Annotated in this window: 17 protein-coding genes; 8 read left to right on the forward strand and 9 right to left on the reverse strand. The window is 65.5% G+C overall.

The annotated features are described in order from the left end of the window. The first annotated feature begins 30 nt into the window (after window positions 1–30). The 7 genes from SK1NUM_RS06240 to SK1NUM_RS06270 all read left to right on the forward strand — a co-directional run bounded on the left by SK1NUM_RS06240 (window position 31) and on the right by SK1NUM_RS06270 (window position 10151). Window positions 31–3225: a DEAD/DEAH box helicase gene (locus tag SK1NUM_RS06240; protein WP_212326736.1), complete on the forward strand. Its 3195-nt coding sequence runs from the start codon at window positions 31–33 to the stop codon at window positions 3223–3225. A 4-nt stretch (window positions 3226–3229) separates the two neighbouring features. Beyond that, a complete protein-coding gene (locus tag SK1NUM_RS06245; protein ID WP_212326738.1) occupies window positions 3230–4054 on the forward strand; it encodes an Fpg/Nei family DNA glycosylase in 825 nt (274 codons plus the stop codon). A gap of 10 nt (window positions 4055–4064) precedes the next feature. Beyond that, the gene (locus SK1NUM_RS06250) at window positions 4065–4778 is read left to right on the forward strand and encodes an HAD family hydrolase (protein ID WP_212326740.1); all 714 of its coding nucleotides are present in this window, start codon (window positions 4065–4067) and stop codon (window positions 4776–4778) included. Continuing rightward, window positions 4778–7276, forward strand: coding sequence for a glycoside hydrolase family 65 protein (locus tag SK1NUM_RS06255; protein WP_212326742.1), 2499 nt, complete (start codon window positions 4778–4780; stop codon window positions 7274–7276). Before SK1NUM_RS06250 ends, SK1NUM_RS06255 begins: the two co-directional genes overlap by 1 nt. A gap of 8 nt (window positions 7277–7284) precedes the next feature. Further along, a complete protein-coding gene (locus SK1NUM_RS06260) occupies window positions 7285–8427 on the forward strand; it encodes a hypothetical protein (RefSeq protein WP_212326744.1) in 1143 nt (380 codons plus the stop codon). Window positions 8428–8433: 6 nt separating this feature from the next. Beyond that, window positions 8434–9174, forward strand: a complete 741-nt coding sequence (locus SK1NUM_RS06265; protein WP_212326746.1) for a TIGR03943 family putative permease subunit — start codon at window positions 8434–8436, stop codon at window positions 9172–9174. Window positions 9175–9308: 134 nt separating this feature from the next. Next, on the forward strand, window positions 9309–10151 hold the full coding sequence (locus SK1NUM_RS06270) for a permease (protein WP_212327547.1): 843 nt from the start codon (window positions 9309–9311) through the stop codon (window positions 10149–10151). Here the strand turns inward: SK1NUM_RS06270 and SK1NUM_RS06275 are convergent. Beyond that, window positions 10148–10441 carry a hypothetical protein gene (locus SK1NUM_RS06275; protein WP_212326748.1) on the reverse strand — a complete coding sequence of 98 codons (294 nt, stop codon included), beginning with the start codon at window positions 10439–10441 and terminating at the stop codon, window positions 10148–10150. The genes SK1NUM_RS06270 and SK1NUM_RS06275 overlap by 4 nt on opposite strands. 365 nt (window positions 10442–10806) lie before the next feature. Here SK1NUM_RS06275 and SK1NUM_RS06280 point away from each other — a divergent pair, with 365 nt between their 5' ends. Then, a complete protein-coding gene (locus tag SK1NUM_RS06280) occupies window positions 10807–11250 on the forward strand; it encodes an excalibur calcium-binding domain-containing protein (protein ID WP_212326750.1) in 444 nt (147 codons plus the stop codon). Between the two features lie 36 nt (window positions 11251–11286). Here the strand turns inward: SK1NUM_RS06280 and araB are convergent, their stop codons facing one another. The 8 genes from araB to SK1NUM_RS06320 form a co-directional block, all read right to left on the reverse strand. Next, window positions 11287–12954: a ribulokinase gene (gene araB / locus SK1NUM_RS06285; protein ID WP_212326751.1), complete on the reverse strand. Its 1668-nt coding sequence runs from the start codon at window positions 12952–12954 to the stop codon at window positions 11287–11289. A gap of 25 nt (window positions 12955–12979) precedes the next feature. Next, window positions 12980–14341 (reverse strand): sn-glycerol-1-phosphate dehydrogenase, encoded by a 1362-nt coding sequence (locus SK1NUM_RS06290; protein ID WP_212326753.1) that lies wholly within the window; start codon window positions 14339–14341, stop codon window positions 12980–12982. Between the two features lies 1 nt (window position 14342). Continuing rightward, window positions 14343–15905 carry an FGGY-family carbohydrate kinase gene (locus SK1NUM_RS06295; protein ID WP_212326755.1) on the reverse strand — a complete coding sequence of 521 codons (1563 nt, stop codon included), beginning with the start codon at window positions 15903–15905 and terminating at the stop codon, window positions 14343–14345. A gap of 10 nt (window positions 15906–15915) precedes the next feature. Beyond that, window positions 15916–16752: an HAD-IIA family hydrolase gene (locus SK1NUM_RS06300; protein ID WP_212326757.1), complete on the reverse strand. Its 837-nt coding sequence runs from the start codon at window positions 16750–16752 to the stop codon at window positions 15916–15918. Between the two features lie 179 nt (window positions 16753–16931). Then, the gene (locus tag SK1NUM_RS06305) at window positions 16932–18029 is read right to left on the reverse strand and encodes a hypothetical protein (RefSeq protein WP_212326759.1); all 1098 of its coding nucleotides are present in this window, start codon (window positions 18027–18029) and stop codon (window positions 16932–16934) included. A gap of 29 nt (window positions 18030–18058) precedes the next feature. Beyond that, on the reverse strand, window positions 18059–18520 hold the full coding sequence (locus SK1NUM_RS06310) for a ribose-5-phosphate isomerase (protein WP_212326761.1): 462 nt from the start codon (window positions 18518–18520) through the stop codon (window positions 18059–18061). Window positions 18521–18656: 136 nt separating this feature from the next. After that, window positions 18657–19469, reverse strand: coding sequence for a DeoR/GlpR family DNA-binding transcription regulator (locus tag SK1NUM_RS06315; RefSeq protein WP_212326763.1), 813 nt, complete (start codon window positions 19467–19469; stop codon window positions 18657–18659). Between the two features lie 34 nt (window positions 19470–19503). Next, a complete protein-coding gene (locus SK1NUM_RS06320) occupies window positions 19504–20199 on the reverse strand; it encodes a DedA family protein (protein ID WP_212326765.1) in 696 nt (231 codons plus the stop codon). Between the last annotated feature and the right edge of the window lie 12 nt (window positions 20200–20211).

Here is a 20211-nt window from a genome sequence, read left to right on the forward strand (position 1 = left end):
GCTCACGCCGACAGTCTAGGGTGGGACGGCATGGGACCCAACTCCGCCGCCTGGGTTACGCAGGTCAGCGATGAGGCCATCAAGGTCTCCTGGGGCGTACCCACCTTCCTCAGAGGACGCGCTTACCGGGATGCCGGGCATGTGATCAAACACTCGGTGGGCCGGAATGGAGCTATTGACGCCGTGGTCCAGGGCGCCGGTGGGAAGACATACCGGACCTTCCTTCACCACGACCAGCGAGGGGTCAGCAGCGCCTGCTCCTGTCCGGTCGCCATGGGGTGTAAGCATGCCGTCGCCGTGCTGCTGGCCGTGCGGGACTCCGAGTCCGAGGGCACCTCCTCCTGGGAGGACCTCCTAGGCGGGTTGCTTCCCGCATCTGCAGCCGGGGAAGGTGATCAGGAGGCCGTCGAGCTCTGCCTGGAGTTCCGGCTCGACGGCCCGCTGGAGAACCTCGATGCGCTGGTGCTGCGACCGCTGCGGATGGGGAAACGGGGCTGGGTCAAGTCCCAGGCGAGCTGGGGGGACATCACCTCGAACTACCGAGGCCTGGACTACGATCCCCGCCAGCGTGAAGTGCTGCTCCAGATGGCGCAGCTCGTCGGATATCACCAGTACTCCTACGGCAATCTCGCCACGATCCCGCTGTCCAGTCTCGGGCCGCTGGGCTGGTCCCTGCTGGATCAGGCCACCGCCGCCGGCATCCCGTTCATGGCGGGGGAGGGCCTCAAGGAGGTGGGTGTCGACTTCGACCCGGTCCGGGTCTGGCTGGACGTCACTGCACATGGGGACGGCGCACGAGAGCTCGTGATCTCCGGGGACCTGGGTCCTGTGGTCCCGGGCGGGAGGCGATTCCTGATCGGGGAACCCGCCCATGGTCTCGGTGAGCTGGGACCTGGGGGCCGGCTGCGTCTCCACCCACTGGCTGAGCCGCTTCCCGGCGCGATACGGAACTGGTTCAATCAGGATCTGAAGGTCACGATCCCAGCGCAGGATGCCGACCGGTTCCAGTTGATGTACCTACCGTTCCTCGCCCAGAAAGGCCTCGTCGCACCCGGCAGCTGGAACCCAGAGGAGCTTCCGCAGCCCGGACTGACCCTCCAGCTGACCCACGAACCCGGCCACCGGCTGCTGCTTTCGTGGGGTTTCAGGTACACTTCGCAGACAGCCGCCACCAGCGTCCCGTTCCGCCCCCGGCGGGGTGACTTCTTCCGGGACCTGCCCGCCGAACATGCGCTGGAGGCAGCCGCCGCCAAGCTCGCTGGCGATTTCCCGGCCCTGCTGGAGTCACACCGGGAAAAGCTGTTGCCCACCGCGGCGCTGAGCCACGCGGATGCCGCCCGGTTCATCACCGAAACCCTGCCGCTCCTGGAGGCCAGCGGGGTGGCCGTGACCCAGTTAGGCGAGGTCCTCGAATACTCGCGTGCCGCTGAGCCGCCCGTGATCGCTCTCAGCACCGAGGACACCGACGACCTCGACTGGTTCAACCTGCGGATCCAGGTCACCGTGGCAGGGCAGGAGGTGCCATTCGGACCGCTCTTCCGGGCGCTGGCCGCCGGTGACGACGCGATGCTCCTGGACGATGGCACCTGGTTCCTGCTGGACCATCCTGAGCTCAGCCGTCTGCGGCAGCTCCTCGCGGAGGCCCGCGAGCTCATGGATTCCGCGCCCGGTGGGCAGATCCGCATCAGCCCGTACCAGGCCGGCTGGTGGGAGGAGCTCACAGCACTCGGGGTCATGGAGGGGCAGTCACGTCGCTGGCTGGAACGGGTGCAGGCGCTCCGGGACGCTGGTGTCCGGGAGGAGCCGGTAGCGGTTCCCGGTGGTCTCGCGGCCACGCTGCGTCCCTACCAGGAGCGTGGATTTGCCTGGCTGGTCACACTCTGGGACGCCGGACTCGGTGGGGTGCTCGCCGACGACATGGGGCTTGGCAAGACGCTCCAGACCCTCGCGCTCGTGGAGCGTGCCCGCGAACTGGGACAGCTGGACCAGGCTCCGGTGCTCGTGGTGGCCCCCGCCAGCGTCGTCGGAGCCTGGGCGGAGGAGGCGGCCCGGTTCGCTCCCGGACTCAGCGTCGCTGTCGTCAGGGCCACCGAGGCCCGGCGTGGCACGCCCTTGGCCGATGAGATCGCAGGTGCACATGTGGTCGTCACCTCCTACACCCTGCTGCGGCTGGAGGACGAGGCATACCTTGGACGCAGGTGGAGTGGCCTGGTGCTGGACGAGGCCCAATTCGTCAAGAACCCCCGTTCCCGGACACATCAGCTGGTGCGCCGCATCGGGAGCCCCTTCACCCTGGTCATCACCGGCACGCCCCTGGAGAACACCCTCAGCGACCTGTGGTCCATGTTCTCGTTGGCGGCGCCGGGCCTGTTCCCCCGCCTCGACGAATTCACCGAGAGCTACCGCACACCAGTGGAGAGGGACGCGGACATGACCGCGCTGGCGCGGCTGCGCTCCCGGATCCGCCCGTTCATGCTGCGACGCACCAAACGTGAGGTTGTGGCGGAGCTTCCGGAGAAGGTGGAGCAGGTGATGCGCCTGGAACTCACCCCGGAGCACCGGCGCCGCTATGACCAGCACCTGACCAGGGAGCGCACCCGGGTGCTCGGGATGCTCCAGGACATGGACCGGAACAGGGTCGCCATCTTCCGGGCCCTGACGAAGCTCCGGCAGCTGGCCCTGGACCCCCGGCTCGTGGACCCTGACCTGCCCGCCACGGCCTCGGCGAAGATCACCGCTGTGGTGGAGCAAATCCGGGAACTAGCCGGGGAGGGGCACCGGGCACTGGTCTTCTCCTCCTTCACCGGATTCCTGAGGCTGGTGCGCGAGGCCTTGGAGCAGGAGGGGATCGAGTACGTCTACCTTGATGGCCGCACCCGCGACCGTCCAGCCCGCATCGCCCGGTTCCGCGAGGGTAACGCTCCGGTGTTCCTGATCTCCTTGAAGGCCGGTGGATTCGGACTCACCCTGACCGAGGCCGATTACGTCTTCGTGCTCGACCCGTGGTGGAATCCCGCGGCCGAGAACCAGGCCGTGGACCGGGCCCATCGCATCGGACAGACCCAGGCCGTGAACGTCTACCGCATGGTGGCGGTGGATACCATCGAGGAGAAAGTCGTGGCCCTCCAACAGCGCAAACGTGACCTGTTCACCTCTGTCGTCGACACGGGGGAGTTCCGCGGCACCGCAATCACCGCCGCGGATATCCGGGGTCTGCTGGAATAGTGCAATGCCCGAAGGACACGTCATCCACCGTCTCGCCAGCATCTTCCAGGCGGACTTCGCCGGACACGGCGTCAGCGTCAGCTCTCCGCAGGGAAGGTTCGCCGAAGAGGCGGCCCGGCTGGACGGCTCCACCCTCACTGGTGCCGAGGCCGTCGGAAAACACCTCTTCATAGATTTCGACGTCCCGGACCCGCACCGCATCCACATTCACCTGGGACTGATCGGGAAGCTTGGCTTCACGCCGGTGACCGACCCCGTTGGGCAGGTGCGGCTGCGGATCGTATCCGGCGGGCAGGCAGCCGACCTGCGGGGGCCGCAGTGGTGCCGCCTGGTTACGGACGAGCAGTACGAGAAGGTGTTCGCGGACTCAGGTCCCGACCCGCTGCGCACCGACGCCGATCCCTCCCGTGGCCTGGCGAGGATCCAGCGGTCGGGGAAGTCCATCGCCGCCCTGCTGATGGATCAGCGGGTCGCTGCGGGGGTGGGCAACATCTTCCGCGCCGAGGTGCTGTTCCGGCATGGAATCGATCCGATGACACCGGGACGGGACATCGACGAGGCCACCTGGCGTATGCTGTGGGATGACCTGGTGGGCCTGATGGCCGTCGCCCTCGAACGCGGCCGCATCGACACCGTCGCCCCAGAGCATGGTCCCGAGGCCCAGGACAGGCCCCCGAGAGTGGACGCCCACGGCGGCGAGGTCTACGTGTACCGGCGTGCCGGACAGCCATGCCTGGTGTGTGGCACGCAGGTAAGCACCATGATGCTGGAGGGACGCAACCTCTACTGGTGCTCAAGGTGCCAGCAATCACACGCTGCTTCCGACTAGTCTGTTCGCCATGCAGTTCAGCGCCTTCGACGCCTATCTTTTCGATCTCGATGGGGTGATAACTCCAACCGCCGAAGTCCATATGAAGGCCTGGGCCGAGATGTTCAACGCCTTCCTGGCCGGTTTTCCCGGCCAGTTGCCATGGACCGACGCCGACTACTTCGCCCATGTGGACGGCAAACCCCGCTACGACGGGGTTCGTGACTTCCTGTCCTCCCGCGGCATCGAGTTGCCGGAGGGCAGTCCTCAGGATGCCGCGGCCGAGCAGAGCATCTGCGGACTGGGTAACCGCAAGAATGAGACCTTCAACGAGATCATCCGCCGTGATGGCGTCGCCCCCTATCCCGGGTCAAAGGCACTGATCGAGGCGCTCCAGGCTCGCGGCGCGGGGCTGGCTGTGGTCTCCTCGTCGCGCAACGCGGTGCCCGTGCTGCGGTCAGCTGGGCTGGCGGACGCTTTCCCGGTGATCGTCGACGGCAACGTCGCAGGCAAGCAGGGCCTGGCTGGGAAGCCGTCTCCCGACACCTTCCGGTACGCTGCCGGCCTCCTGTGCGTGGAGGAGCCTCGGGCCGTTGTGATCGAGGACGCGCTCTCCGGGGTGGCGGCTGGGGCCGCTGGCGGTTTCGGTCTCGTCGTTGGTGTCGATCGTGGAGTCGGCGCCGCGGCTCTCCGCCAGGCAGGCGCTGGTCTGGTGGTCTCTGATCTGGGGGAGTTGGTGGCCTGATGCGCTGGATTGCCTCTGACCCGTTGAACCGGTTCCGCTTCCCGACCGATCCCTGGCGTCTCGTGGAGGTGGAGCCCGGCCTCGATGACCTCGGCGTCACAGAGACCCTGTTCTCGATCGGCAACGGCTATCTCGGGATGCGCGGCAACCCGGAGGAAGGACGCAAGTCCTACGCCCATGGCACCTTCATCAATGGCTTCCACGAGACCTGGACTATCAGGCACGCCGAGGCGGCCTTCGGGTTCGCCAGCACTGGCCAGACCATCGTGAACGTGCCCGATGCGAAACTCATCAAGATCTACGTCGACGATGAGCCGCTCACGCTGGGACAGTCCGACCTCGATCACTACGAGCGCGCCCTCGACTTCCGGTCAGGCAGCCTAACCCGTGACCTGGTCTGGCGCACCCCTGCAGGCAAGCGGGTACAGCTGCGTTCCCGCCGCATGGTCAGTTTCACCGACCGGCACTTGACGCTGTTCGAGATCGAGCTGACCATGCTGGAGGGCGATGCCCCGATCGTCCTCAGCTCCCAGGTGGTTAACCGCCAGGATGGCTTCGACGACTACCGCCAGCCCGGGCAGAACGAGGAGGGATTCGACCCGCGCCGCGCGGGCAAGCTCGATGGCCGAGTGCTGCAGCCGCGTAGTCAGTGGCACGACGACCAGCGGATGGCACTCGGATACGAGACCACCGATTCCCACATGACGCTGTGCGTGGCGGTTGAACACTCCCTCGAGACCGCGAACGCCTACGAGGTGATCTCCAGGATCGAGGAGGACCAGGCGAAGCAGGTCTACCGGATTGAGGCGCGTGCCGGGGTGCCGATCGTGATCCGCAAAGCCGTGGCTTATCACACCTCCCGCGGCGTGCCTGTCACAGAGCTCTTCGACCGGTGCCGCCGCACCCTGGACCGGGTCACCGAACGGGGTTTCGACTCGTTCTTCGAGGCGCAACGCGCCTGGCTCAATCAGTTCTGGACCGACTCGGATGTCGAGGTGGGCGGGCAGCCCGCCATCCAGCAGGCCGTCCGCTGGTGCCTGTTCCAGCTGGCCCAGGCCACGGCCCGATCCGATCAGCTCGGGATCCCGGCCAAGGGGGTCACGGGGTCGGGGTACGAGGGGCATTACTTCTGGGACACCGAGGTGTACCTGGTGCCCTTCCTGACCTACACCGCCCCGCGAGTGGCTCGTAACGCCCTGCGGTACCGCGTCAGCCTGCTGCCGAAGGCGAAGGAGCGTGCTCAGATGCTCAGCCAGGAGGGGGCGCTTTTCCCGTGGCGCACCATCAACGGTGAGGAGGCTTCTGCCTACTACGCTGCAGGTACCGCCCAGTACCACATCGATGCCGACATCGCGCATGCCTTTGCCAAGTACCGCGACATCACAGGGGACACCGACTTCCTGTACCGTGACGGTGCCGCTGTGCTGGTGGAGACGGCGAGGATGTGGGCGGACCTGGGTTTCTGGCGGACAGAGGCCGATGGGTCGAAACGATTCCACATCCATGGCGTCACCGGTCCCGACGAGTACACGGCCGTGGTGAACAACAACATGTTCACCAACGTGATGGCGCGGGCGAACCTCAGGCTCGCAGCCGAACTGATGCAGGAGCTGGAGGAGAGCGACCCGTCCTGTTGGGAGCGGCTGGTGCAGACCCTGGACGTGGTGCCGGAGGAGATAGAGGAGTGGAAGGCCTGCGCTGAGGGCATGCTCATCCCCTTCGACGAGACCTTCGGCATCCACCCCCAGGATGAGAAGTTCCTGTTCAGCGAACTCTGGGACCTGGAGAACACTCCGGCGGACAAGTTCCCGTTGCTGCTGCACTTCCATCCGCTGGTCATCTACCGGTTCCAGGTGCTGAAACAGGCTGATGTGGTGCTGGCACTGTTCCTGCAGGGGGACCAGTTCACCCTGGCGCAGAAACGCGCCGACTTCGAGTACTACGACCCCATCACCACGGGGGACTCCACCCTGTCAGGGGTGGTGCAGTCTGTGATCGCGGCAGAGGTCGGCTACCAGGACATGGCCATGCAGTATTTCCTCACCGGGCTCTATGTGGATCTGGCGGACCTGCACGCCAATTCCAGGGACGGGGTGCATATCGCCTCGACCGGGGGAGTGTGGAATGCCTTGGTCTTCGGGTTCGGCGGGCTGCGTGACTACCACGGCGACATCAGTTTTGACCCGCGCCTGCCCAAAGACTGGGAGTACCTGAGGTTTCCCCTCCAGATCCGTGGCTCCCGTCTGCGGGTGATGCTGGAGCGCGACGCCATCTTCTTTGAGGTCGAGACCGGCGGGCCGGTGGAGGTCAGCGTGCGTGGGCAGCGTTTTGTGATCAAACCTGGAGCACAGACCCGGGTTCCGCTGGAACACCAGGGTGAGGAGCTGCCCTCCCTGAAGGGGCGCCACCCGGTGACGGGGGTGCGGCGCGGCGACGGCTCCGTTATCACGGCGAACGTGCCCGAGGCTCATGACCAGGACCCGGTGGCGGCTGACTGAGTGCCCCGATGATCGAGATCCCCGTCAGCCGTGGCACAGTCCGGGTGGAGGTGTCTGGGGGATTCATGCCGGTGCCCTCCGCAGAACCTGGCCGCTGGCTGTTCCAGTCCGGTGACACCGCTGCGGAGGTGCGGTACCGGCCTGGGGAGAACGAGGCCCTGGAGTTCGCATTCCAGAACGGCGGCTCTACCGAGGTCAGGGTGCCGGGTTTCCGGTTCGTGGTTGGCGACTGCGTGGTTGGCTGGCTCTCCGGGACTGCGGGGAGGATGCTGCTGGATGGCGCGGCCTGGGTGATGCTGAGCGGTTGGTGTGCCGATGGCGGCAACGGGCCGGAGGGAAGGATCGCCCGGGTCTTCGGCGAAGGGACCGGGCTGGCTCCCGGTAAAAGGCTCTGGTCGCGGTGGCGGCTGTATCCAGATGAGGCAGTGCCGCCCCTACCCGCCTGGCTGCCCGCGGAACGCTACCTGCCGCTGGGGGAGGCCGTGGAGGTCCCCGACCCGGACGTCGCATGCACAGGACAGGAACTCAGCGTGGAGACCACGATGGATGGCAGCCTGGTGCGTGGTCCCGCCGGCTGCCATGAGCTGGTGGTCCATGGTCCCGCTGGGGTCAGTGGCCTGCAGGTTGGCTGGCACCTGCCCATGGAACAGCTGGTCACACAGGCCCTGGAACGGCTGGGTGAGGATCCTGGTCTTGAGGCGTGGCTGCTCGTCTGGTTGCTTTCCCAGCCGGGCCTGGATGAGCGGGAGCAGCTTCTGGACCGGCTTGACCTGGCTTTGGGGGACTGCCTGGAGTTCCCCGGCCTGTGGGGCGTCATGGCGGGGTTGCGTGCCATCCAGGTCACCGACCTTCCCGTGCAGGACGAGGTAGAGGCCGCCGCGCGCGGTTTCAACGTCGAGGAGGCCCTGGTGATGCGCACGACGATCGACGGTGCCGCGCTGACCTCTCACCCCAGCTCTGCCCACACCGGCTTCACCGCACGCGAGGTGGTGCTGACCCGGGTCCAGCTCGCAGGGCACCCTGAATCACCGCTTCATCAGGAACTGGCCGAGGGCCTGCGGGTCGCTGAGGCGCGGCTGTGCTGCGAACTGTCAACCGCCCCCGATCCTGCTGCTATCGCGTGGTTGTTGTTGGGTTCGTCGCTAGGCTGAGTGGTCATGGAGACAACACGAAAGACCGATCCGCCTGTCCGCGTAGCATGGCAGGTCCTGGGAGCCACCCTGGTGCTCCTGTTGGCCACGGTCGTCTTCGTAATGGCGGTCTCCGGGAGTTTCCGTAACTATCTTCAGGACTGGCTTGGCCCCTGGCTGCTGGCAGCTGCTGTCGCCATGGGCGCTTTGGCGCTCTGGACGCTGCTCGACGCCACAGACAAGGTAGCGGGGCTGAGGGGAGACAGTCACGGGCACGGTTCCCCGCGGGTGGCATTGCTGCTGCTGGTGCCCACGCTGCTGTTCGCCGTCTCGGCCCCGGCGTCACTCGGCGCCAGTGCGGCTGGTGCCGCTCCGGCCAAAACGAAGCCGACGACGTCGAACACCGTGGAATTCCCGCCGCTGCCCGCTGATTCCGTGACCGAGATGTCCGTGCAGGACTTCGAGGACCGCTACGCGTTCGGTGATCCTACGCTGCTGGCCGGGCGGCCAGTTCGGCTGCTGGGCTTCGTAGCCAGGCAGGCGGACCTGGCGGCGGGGCAGTGGAGTGTGAACCGGTTCCGTATCTACTGCTGTGTGGCGGATGCCACCCTGTTCACCGTCCCCGTCGAAGGCGCCGACAGACCTGAGGGCGACAACGCCTGGGTTGAGGTTGAGGGAGTGGTGGACCTCGACGCCAGCGGAGAGCATCCTGTGCTCACGGCCTCCAGCGTGAGAGTGGTCCAGCAGCCGGAGGACCCCTACCTGTGAGAAGCAGCTTCATCCGCGTCTGGGCGCTGCCCTTCGCCGGGGTCGCCCTGACCGTCGCGCTCATCTACCTGACTGTCTCCCGGGGCCCACTGCTGCGGCTCCAGGGCAGCGCAGCGACCTGGGGAACGCTCACCATGGGGATCGTCGTGCAAGCTCTGCCGTTCCTCGTGCTCGGGGTGCTCGTGTCGGGCGCGATTGCCGCCTTCGTGCCGAAGGACGTGCTGTCCCGGATTACCCCCAAGTCCCCGTTGCTGGCGGTGCCGGCCGCGAGCGTCGCGGGCATGGTGCTGCCGGGCTGTGAATGTGCCTCGGTGCCAGTGTCGCAGTCACTGATGCGGCGAGGGCTCCCGCAGGCTGCTGCGCTGGCCTTCCTACTGGCCGCCCCCGCCGTCAATCCGGTGGTGCTCGTCGCAACGGCCGTGGCCTTCGCTGGCAGCACCCCCATGATGGTGTGGGCGCGGCTGATCGCCTCTCTGGTCGCGGTCATCGCGGTGTGCTGGCTGTGGACTGGCGTGGGCAAGGCCGAATGGATGAAGCCTCAGGACGGGCATGACCACACTCATCAGTCCAAAGCAGCTGTTTTCCGTGAGACCGCGATGCACGACCTGCTGCAGGCGGGCGGTTTCCTGGTGATCGGGGCGGCTGTGGCGGCGTTCATGAAGGTGGCGGTGCCCGCCGGCTTCCTCGCCCTCCTGACTGAGAACCTGTGGCTCGGGATCGCGGTCATGGCTTTGCTGGCGGTGCTGCTCTCGCTGTGCTCCGAGGCAGATGCCTTCGTCGCAGCCTCCCTGCCGGGGGTTTCCCCGACAGCTCAGCTCGTGTTCCTGGTGGTTGGGCCCATGGTGGACGTGAAGCTGTTCGCCATGCAATCCGGTGCCTTTGGGGCGAGGTTTGCCGTCCGCTTCATGCCGTTGACGCTGCTGGTGTGTGTCTGGTCGGCTGCCGTGGTCGGGGCCGTCATGTTCGGCACCTTCTAGGATTTCTCCCTGATCCAGGCTATGAGGTTGGCGGTGGCGTCACCGGTGCGTTCAGCCATGGTGTGGCCCTGACCCCAGACTGTGGCGAAGTCTGGTGTGACAACGGCCAGGAAGTTGTCCAGCGACGTGGTGATCGAGCGACCAACATGGCCAGCTCTACCTGCCGCATAGCTCCCCTCGGCGCTCTGCTCTAAAATCAGCGTGGCACCGTCCGGGTCGGTCAGGGTGATGTCGTTGAGCGTGACCGCGTTGTAACGCAGGTAGCGCACGGCAACTTTGAGATCGGTCATGCCCCAGAGCGCGTTCCCGGTGTAGGCATCAGTGTTCGAGTCTTTGCCGCGCAAAGCACGTAGATGAGATCCGATGCTCCAGGGACCCCCTGCCGACTGTCGTGGAGACTAGGGAGTAATCATACGGGGCTGCCGGTGTTGCAAAACTACTTACCAGGGTGGGTACGGCCTGTAGTCTTGAATAAATTCGTGAATTTGATCTGGTTAGCCAGTGGATCTGGTATCAGAGTATCGTAGTTATCGTTGGCAGAATTTTAATTTATCCATTGTCCAATCAAATTAGCTGAGTGGAAACCCTTAATTCTGGGCCAAGAGATTTAAGATACCGGAATAATAGAGAGCGCCTAGGGGGAGTGAAGGCTGGTATGAAAACTATTTGGTACAAGACACGCTGGGTGGCAGCGGGGCTTGCCGGGATTGTGGGTCTCGGGCTTGGCAGCGGGATGGGGGAGCACAAACAACAACCCGCTGCTGTCCCGGGTGTGCAGACCACCGTCTCTGTTACGCCTGCCCCTATCGTGGAGACAGTTACGGTCGCAGCGACAGCCACTGCTGTTGAAACTATTGAGACGACGGCCACCGCAACCGAGACCATACCGGCGGAGACCATGCCGTCTACAGACGCCCCCACAACTGTGTCACCCTCAGAGTCGACCCCCACAGCAAAAGAAACCATGCAGCAGTCAGAGGTCTATTACAAGAGCTGTGCAGAGGCCAAGGCGGCTGGGGTTGCTCCCATGCGCAAGGGCGAGCCTGGTTATCGCCCTGAGCTTGACCGGGATAAGGACGGAGTGGCCTGCGACAAGTGAGGCGCGCCCTTATGGACGCGCCCCACTTCCTGGCTGTCAGCCTTGCGACTTGGTCACAAGGATCTGTTTGCGGCATGCCTTGAGGTGGTGCATGACCTCGTTGCGGCCTTTCCCGAAGTAATCATGCAGCACCCGGTATTCCCGGTATAGGTCGTCGTAGGCGGCGACATTCTCCGGGATGGGGGTGAATGTGGTCTCCGGGGTCACTTCCCGGTGGGCCATCACCGGGGCTGCCTCTCGGACATCCGGGTATTCACCGGCGGCGACCGCGGCATAGATCGCCGACCCGTGGGCGCCTGAGGCCACCGACGGGCAGATCGCCAGCGGCAGGTTGGTCACGTCCGCGTAGATCTGCATCAGCAGCGGGTTCTTGACCAGCCCTCCCGCGACCACCAGGTCACCCACCTCGACGCCCGCCTCCCGGAAGGCCTCGATGATCACCCGGGTGCCGAAGGCCGTCGCCTCCAGCAGCGCCCGGTACTGATCCTCCGGTGTGGTGGTCAGCGTGAGACCGAGCATGAGACCGGTCAGCTCGGTGTCATCCAGGATCGACCGGTTCCCCGAATGCCAGTCGAGGGCCAGCAGCCCATGCTCACCGACCTGCTGCGCTGCGGCCAGCTCGGTGAGGTACTCGTGTACGCCTATGCCCTTGGCCGCGGCTGCCTCGACATATGCCGGCGGGACACAGGTGTCGACAAACCAGCCGAAGATGTCACCGACCCCGGCCTGCCCGGCCTCATAGCCCCACAGACCCTTCACGATCCCGTCCGGCACGATGCCGCCGATTCCCGGCACCTCGCCAAAGCTCTCCGAGGTCATCATGTGACACGTCGAGGTGCCCATGATGAGCGTCAGCTGTCCTGGTTCGCAGGCGTTCGCGGCAGGCACCGTCGCGTGGGCGTCGATGTTCGCGGCTGCGACGGCGATGCCCTCCGGCAAGCCGGTCAGCGCCGCCGCCTCGGCTGTCAGCGATCCCACGCGGTCACCGGGCTTTGCCACCGGCTGCGGCAGCAGCTCAAGCAGCCGGGAGAAACCGGGAGCCATCGCTTCCAGGACCTCAGCCGGTGGGTGGGAGCCGTCCACGAAGTTCCCCTTGTACCCGGCCAGCGACATGGAGGCCGCCAGCTCGCCGGTGAGACGCTGGATGATCCAGTCGCCGGCCTCCACGAAATGACTGGCCGCATCCCAGACCTCCCGGTCCTCTTCGAACAGGGCCAGGGCCTTCGCCAGCTGCCAGTCCGCCGACACCTCTCCGCCATAGCGGGCCAGGGTTTCTGGTGCCAGCTCAGCCAAAACCTTGTTGACGACCTTGCCCTGCTGCTGGGAGGCGTGATGCTTCCACAGCTTCACGTAGGCATGAGGACGCCTGGCAAACTCAGGCTTCTCACACAGCGGCGCATAGGACGAGTCGGTGGGGAAGACCGTGCAGGAGGTGAAGTCGACAGCCAGGCCGACGACATCACCGGGCGACACACCCGAGTCGGCAACGGCCTGGGGCACCGCCTTGCCCAGAACCTCCAGATAGTCGGCGGGCACCTGCAGAGCCCAATCCGGAGGCAGCTGCTGTCCTTCCAGCTCACGATCGATCACCCCGTGCGGGTAGCTGTGCTCAGCGCTCGCGAGAATCTTCCCGTCCGCCACAGATACGACGACCGCCCGCCCCGAGAGGGTGCCGAAATCGATTCCTACAACTGCTTTGCTCATATGTATCTCCTTCGGTCTCCCGGGGTCAGGCTCTCGGGGCCTGGCGGCCCCAGAAACCATCGGGTGCGAACAGTTCATCCACCAAAGCGTCCAGGAGGCCGGTTTCCAGTGCGAGATCCAGGACGGTGTAGCGCTTGCGGATCATCTGGGCGCGGGTATAGGTGGCCCGGAACCTTTCCCAATCCAACCCGATGTCCTGCGGATGGGCGGGGGCGCCGGCGGCGCGCAGCATCTCCTGCAGCTCGCTGGCGGGCAGCAGCTGATTCCGCAGCCTCACCGACACATCGGGCCACACAGAGGCCAGCAGCTCCAGACGAGCCCTCAACTGTTCGGGCGGAAGCCATTTGGCGAGGGCCTGGACGACGGTCTCCTCAACCAGGCGGGGATCGGGATGGAGCCTGCGGACCTCGGCCTCCATCGCATCCCGGCCAGGCCAGGCCGCGACCACGGAGTCGATGTCGAGGTCTGACAGATCCCGTTCCAGCAGCCGCTCGTAGAGGGCGGCGATCGCCACCGTCCCGATGCCGACCTTGAAACCGTGCGACAGGCGCCTGGGGGTGACGTCCACCCCATGCCCCTCCATCTCCCAGAGATGGCTGAACTGGTGTTCCGCACCGGAGGCAGGCCGGCTTGACTGATGGGCCTGCATGGCGAGCCCGCTCATCACGAGCCCCTCCACCAGATCGCCGGTGGCCGCGACATCACCGGCGGCCAGGTCGGCCGGTCGTGACAGTGCGCCACGCAACGGGCCCTGGACCAGCTCCCAGACGCTCTGGTCGATGGCCTCGGCACCCAGCACGTCGGCGAGAATCCAGTCCGCCCCGGCGGGCACCTTGCCCAGCAGGTCACCATAGCCAGAGGCCGTCATCACCTGCGGGGCGGCTGCCATCAAGGCCAGATCGGCAATACAGCCGTAAGGCGCCGGGCAACTCAGCGTCTGTTTGAAGCCGTCGAGGGCGATGGAGGCGCCAAAAGCGGTGTAGCCATCCATGGAGGCCGCCGTCCCCACCACCATGTAGCGCCGGCCAAGTTCCCCGGAGGCACGTTTCACAATGTCGTTGAGGGTACCCGATCCGACAGCGACGGCGACGGCGTCCAGCGGGGCCAGGATATCCCGCAGGGCCTCGCAGTTCTCGTATTTCGCGTAGAGCTCCGGGTCACCGGGGAAGACATGCGGCGTGGCCAGCTCCACCCCAGCCGCCGCCAGTGCGCTGGAGACCTGTTTCCCGGCCAGCTCGAAGGTGCGCTCGTCTGCGACCACGACCGCTTGGACTGGGCCGAAAAGGTCCTTGAAGACCTGCCCGGCCTGGCCGATGGCACCTTCGCCGATCACCACAGCCTTGGTGTCGGTGGCATCCTGCAATGCCTGGGTGATCAGGTCCGCCATATCAGCCTCGCTTCGTGTTCTCGCGATCCACCATGTCGTGGATCATCGGCTGGAGCCGCGGATAGGTGTTGGCGTAGGCGTCGACGAAGTACTGGTATTCCTCATGCCGCTGCTGGTTTGGCTCCAGCAGGTCGATCTCATGAACCATCTCCTTGGCCGCCGCGCCGAGATCGGGGTAGAGCCCCGCGCCGACCGCCGCCAGCATGCAGGAGCCCAGCACCACCGCGTCACCGACCTCGGTCAGGGCGATTGGGACCCCGGTGACGTCCGCATGCATCTGCATCCAGTCGCGGCTCTTCGTCGCGCCGCCGGCGGCGACGATCTTCTTGACCTCGAAGCCAGCCGCAGACATGGCCCGCAGGTTGTGGGCGGTGCCGTAGCAGACCGACTCCTGGATGGCGCGGTAGAAGTGAGCTGGGCCGTGGTGCAGCGAGAGCCCCCAGATCACGCCGCGGGCCTTCGAATCCGTGTACGGGGTGCGGTTGCCCTGGAAATACTCGTTGATGATCAGCCCTTCGGAACCGGGTGGCAGGTCCTTCGACTGCTTGTTGAGGATGTCGTAAACATTGAGCCCGGTGGCCTCAGCGGCCTGGATGAGGTCGCGGGCGAAGTTGTCCTTGAACCATTTGAGCACCGACCCGGTGGACACCTGGCCGCCCTCGACGGTGTACTGCCCCTTGACGACGCCATCGGTGTAGGCGCCGAAGAAGCCCTTGCCGTGGATGGGCTTGTCGGTCTGTCCCGTGAGCACATGGGAGGAACCGGTGATCAGCGCCATCACGCCAGGCTCGACCACGCCCAGGCCGATCTGCCCGGCCCAGGCATCCGCTGGGCCCTGCGCGACGGGGATGCCTGGGCGCAGCCCGAGGAGCTGGGCAGCGATCACCGAGAGCTCGCCGACGGGGGTGCCGAGGTCCACGACGTTCTCGGGGATCTTGCTGAAGACGTCCCCGCAGCCGATGGTCTCGTAGAAGTCGGTGGGCCAGCCGCCCTGGTCCCGGTTGTAGTACATGCGCAGCGCAGCCGAGTTGATGTTGGTGGTCCACTCGCCGGTCAGCTTGTAGGTCACCCAGTCGGGGGCATCCACCAGGCGGTATGCCGCGTCGTAGGTCTCGCGCTCGTTCTCCCGCAGCCATGCGGCTTTGAAGGGGTACCACTCGGCCGTGGCGGGGGCGGTGCCCCTGCCGTTGTAGAGCCGCGCCACCGAATCCGACTTCTCAGCGCGGGCCGCCTGCTCGGTGGCGCGCACGTCCATCCACATGATCGCAGGCCGGAGGGCCTCGCCACGCTTGTCCATGGCGACCACAGTCATGGTGGTCGCGTCGTAGGAGATGCCCTTGATGGCGGCAGGGGAGACACCCGAGGCCGCGATCACCTTGCGGCATGAGGCCTGCAAGGCCTCCCACCATTCTTCTGGATCCTGCTCAGCCCAGCCTGGATGGGGATGGGTGGTGCGGTAGGTGGTGGCGGCGAAGGACACCGGGTGGCCTGCCAGGTCGAAGATGGCAGCCCTCACGCTTTCGGTGCCGAAATCGATGCCGAGGAGGTAGGTGTTTTCAGTCATGGTGGTTCTCTCAATCTTGTTCTGTCCAGCCGAGCTCGTCCCACAGCCGCTGGGGGATGAGCCGGTCTATGCGGTCAAGCACATAGGTGGGTTTGTGGTTCTCTTCAAGTGCTGCGACGTCCTGGGCGGTGGTCTCGCCCGTCAGCACCAGACAGGAGGCCATGCCGGTGTCAAGCGCCATCTGGATGTCAGTGCCGAGCCGGTCCCCGACCATCACGCAGTCAGCAGGATCGACCTCCAGGCCACGGAGGGCCTCCTCCAGCATGATGGGGGAGGGCTTGCCCAGGTTCGCTTCCGCCTTGACCCCGGTGCAGGTCTCGATCGCTGCGGTGATCGCGGCGCAGTCAGGCTCTCCACGTCCACCCGGGAAGGGGCAGAACCGGTCCGGGTTGGTCTGGACCAGGATGGCGCGACGGTGAAACCAGATCGCATCGAAGGCGGTCTGCAGCTTGGCGTAGTCGAAAGTGCGGTCGTAGGAGGCGACGACGACATCGATCTGCTCGGGGTCCTCACTCAGCCGGAAACCGGCCTCGGTGAGCGCGCGTTTCAAGGGCTGCTCACCGACGACGAAGAGGGTGGCGCCGGGATGATGCTCCTGCAGCCAGCGTGTGGTTGTCACCACCGTGTTCGCGATGTCCGTGATCTCGGTCGGCAATCCCAGCCGGGCCAGCTTCTCAACGTACTGCTGTGGGTCCTTCGTCGGGTTGTTGGAGAGGAACCGCACCGGGATCCCGCGGCGGCGTAACTCCCCGATCAACCGGGCTGCGCCAGGCAGCAGGTGATCGCCCAGATAAATCGTGCCGTCCAGGTCGAATACATAGGCCTGGTGCAGCTCGGTTGGCGGCATTGGTTTTCCTTCCTGGAACCTGAGTGTGTCGTGCATTCGCCCAGGTTCCTCTTTCCAGATAGGGCAGCCTCGCTGCGTGCACCCCGCTCACGGCACGTCCAGTACCGTTTCGCTGACTGCCTCAGCGTGGCATCCGCCCCGGAGCCAGGCTCCGGGCGACGGACCCCAGGCGCCCGCCCCTAGAACAATGGGGCGGCGATGTTCGCCACGGAGACGATGATGGTGTTGGCGATCCAGATCGCGGCTGCCGGCGGATCGAAGTGGGTTGTGCCCCGGTCGTGGAACAACCGCGCCTGGATCTCGGCCAGCCATGCGGCAAACATGCCCGCCACCACTGCGGCCAGCAGGGCCACAGTGGCCATCATGATGAACTGGCCTTTGACGCCGGCGTCCAGCACGTTGCGGCTGTTGTCGAACAACGCGACCAGTGAGATTCCCCTATCGCTCATGGTGTTCCAGAAGTCCTGGCCGGCTGAGCTGCCGATCAGGCCATCCGCCAGCACCGGTAGGAAGGCCACGGAGGCCAGGCCAGCGCTGATCGTGATGTGGTGGGTCACCGGCATCTCGGCGCCAAGGATCAGGAACATAACGCAGAGAGCGGAGATCGCGAACGCGAAGGTCTGCGCGTTGCCGGTCGCTGCCAGTTTGGGGAAGGCCAGCGCGATGAACAGCGTCGCACCACCAGATAGCAGCCCGAACATCGCTCCGAGCGGAAGGTACTGGCTCGGTTTCTCCTGGTAGCGCAGCCAGGCCGCGTCATCGCTGGGGGCGATCTTCCCGAGGAAGGACGTGGAGTCGTTGAACTTCTCTCGGTTCAGGAAGTTGCCGCCCGCGACGAGACGCGCCACGACAGCGGACAGCACCACTGTCAGAGCCACCGAGTCGGTGTGACTGCCGAACCACGGGATTTTGGTGATGAGGTTCTGGACGACATATCCGAAGACCCCGAATGCTGCGCCCACCCAGAGCACGTCGGGCTTGCCTAACCGCGCCAGCGGACTGGTAGCGTCCTTGCCGTCGGCGTATCCGCGCCGAGCAGCGTATGCCGCGGCGCCCACGCCGCCGGCGAAGGCGATATGGGGTCCGGCGAATGGCCCGAAGGCCAGATAGGTGAAGCCTGCTGTCGACTCGGTTCCGAGGTAGATGCCGAACGAGGTCAGCACCGTGAAGCCGGTGATGGCGAAGGCGAAGTTGCCGCCGATGGCGGCACCGAAGAACCCGCCTGCGATGGCGACGGCGAGGCCGAAAAGATAACTGGCGGTTCCGGGATCGAACATCTTTGTTCCTTAACTGGTTTCCTGGGGAGTTAGCTGGTTTTGGGCTCGTAGGAGCTGATGGCGGCCACCTTGGGGCCGGAGGATGAACTGGGGTCGAAGGTGTATCCGAGCCACTCACGTACCAGGCGGCGCGCCAGCTGGAGGCCGATCACGCGTTCGCCCAGGGTTAGTACCTGAGCGTCGTTTGACAGGACCAGGCGTTCGACGGAGAAGCTGTCATGGGCGACCGAGGCACGGATGCCCGGCACCTTGTTGGCTGCTATGGCCATTCCCATGCCCGTGCCACACACCAGCAAGGCCCGGTCGGCCTCACCCGCAGCCACCTTTTTGGCTGCGTCGACGGCCACGTGCGGATAGTCGATGTCCTGCCCGGGTGAGACGCCCACATCTATGACCTTGGTGACGCGCTCGTCAGCCTCAAGGTCAGCCTTCAGGGTCTCCTTGTAGTTCACACCGGCGATGTCCGCGCCTACGACGATAGTAAGTCCCATGCCTGTCCTCAACTTCCTTGTACGGGGGGTGGTAGGAAGAGTAACAGCGAAGCTGTGAAAAACACCATAGATTATGGTTTGGAAAAGTATTATCCCTAGTCAAACCGGCGTGTCGCAGCTCAGGGGGAGTGGTTGATCACTCGGCTATGACGACCTCTACACCGTAGCTGTTCAACTCCTCACGGACCGCCTGCGGGGTTGCGGCATCGACCACCACGGTGTCGAAGTCGGTGAGTTCCGCAAAGGTGTAGAGCGCCTTGCGGGTGAACTTGGTGTGATCCAGCAGCAGGTACCGCCTGCTGGCGGATGCGATCATCGCCTGCTTGACCTGCACTGCGTTCTCGTAGGGATGCTGGCAGCGCCTCCCGACCACCCCGGAGGCCGACATCACGCAGTGATCAGCCTGCCAGGACAGCAGATTGGAAGCGGCGGTCGGTCCCATCATCGCGTGGGCCCAGCTCTCGTATTCGCCGCCCGTCAGCAACAGGCGGACGCCGTGCATCTGCTTCGCCTCGTTCGCCACCAGCAGGGAGGTCGTGATCACGGTCAGAGGGTGTACCCCCTCTAGAGCGCGCAACACCCACAATGCCGACGTCGAGTCGTCCAGCATCACGGAGCTTCCCTGACCGATCCGGGGAGCCAGCGCCTCGGCCATTGAGTGCTTCATCTCCGGGCTCTGCTGGAGGCGGAATTCGGCATCGGCCTCACTGAGGCTCGTAGCGACGGGATGGACGATACCCCGGTCCAGGTGAACGAGGCCAGCCTGCTCGAGATTCGCCACATCCCGGTAGATGGTCATCACCGAGACGGCGACCACCCGGGCCAGGTCCTCGACACGGACGCCTCCCTGCGATATGACGTGCTCGGCTATCACCTGCCGCCGGCCCTGGGGGCTTTGAGGTGCGGACGTCTGTAGGCGGTGGAACTCGGGCTGGTGGGTTGGGCTCATCTTCTGGACGGGGTAGGGGACAACCCTTCCAACTCTAGACTTCATCCCCGGTGTCGTGGGCTGAAGACGTGACTTCCTGCTGCTGCGGGGCAGCGCGCCTCGAACTGCGCAGCCTGACGGCGACGAACCAGGCCAGAGCGGCCACGCAGGCGGCTATCACCAGTTTCAAGAAGACGTCCACGTACCCCTCGACCACTGTCCAGTTCGCGCCCAGCAGATAACCGGCGCCGATCAGGATGGTGTTCCAGATGGCGGCGCCCGCCGTGGTCAGCAGGGTGAACTGCCATGGATTCATGCGGGTGATCCCGGCGGGGATGGAGATGAGTGACCGGAACACCGGCACCATGCGTCCCGTGAAAACAGTCCAGCCTCCCCACCGCTGGAAGAACGCCTCAGTGCGGTCGATGTCGGATGTCTTGACCAAGGGCATCTTGGCCAGGATCCGGCGGGTTCGCTCCCGTCCCAGCCACGCCCCTACCCCATACAGGGCCCAGGCTCCCACTACGGAGCCGGAGGTGCACCAGAGGATCGCCGAGAGGACGGTCATGCTGGAGCTGCCGGTGCCTGCGGAGAAACCTGCCAGGGGCAGGAAAACCTCGGACGGCAGGGGCGGGAACAGGTTCTCAAGAGCGATGAGCAACGCTGCCCCGGGACCGCCGAGGGCCGTCATGATCCCGACGGCCCAGGCCGCGATCCCGGTCAGTGAATCCGCAGTGGTCTCCAGCAGCACGCTGGCTCCTCT

It is taken from the genome of Arachnia rubra, assembly GCF_019973735.1.
Classification (GTDB): domain Bacteria; phylum Actinomycetota; class Actinomycetes; order Propionibacteriales; family Propionibacteriaceae; genus Arachnia; species Arachnia rubra.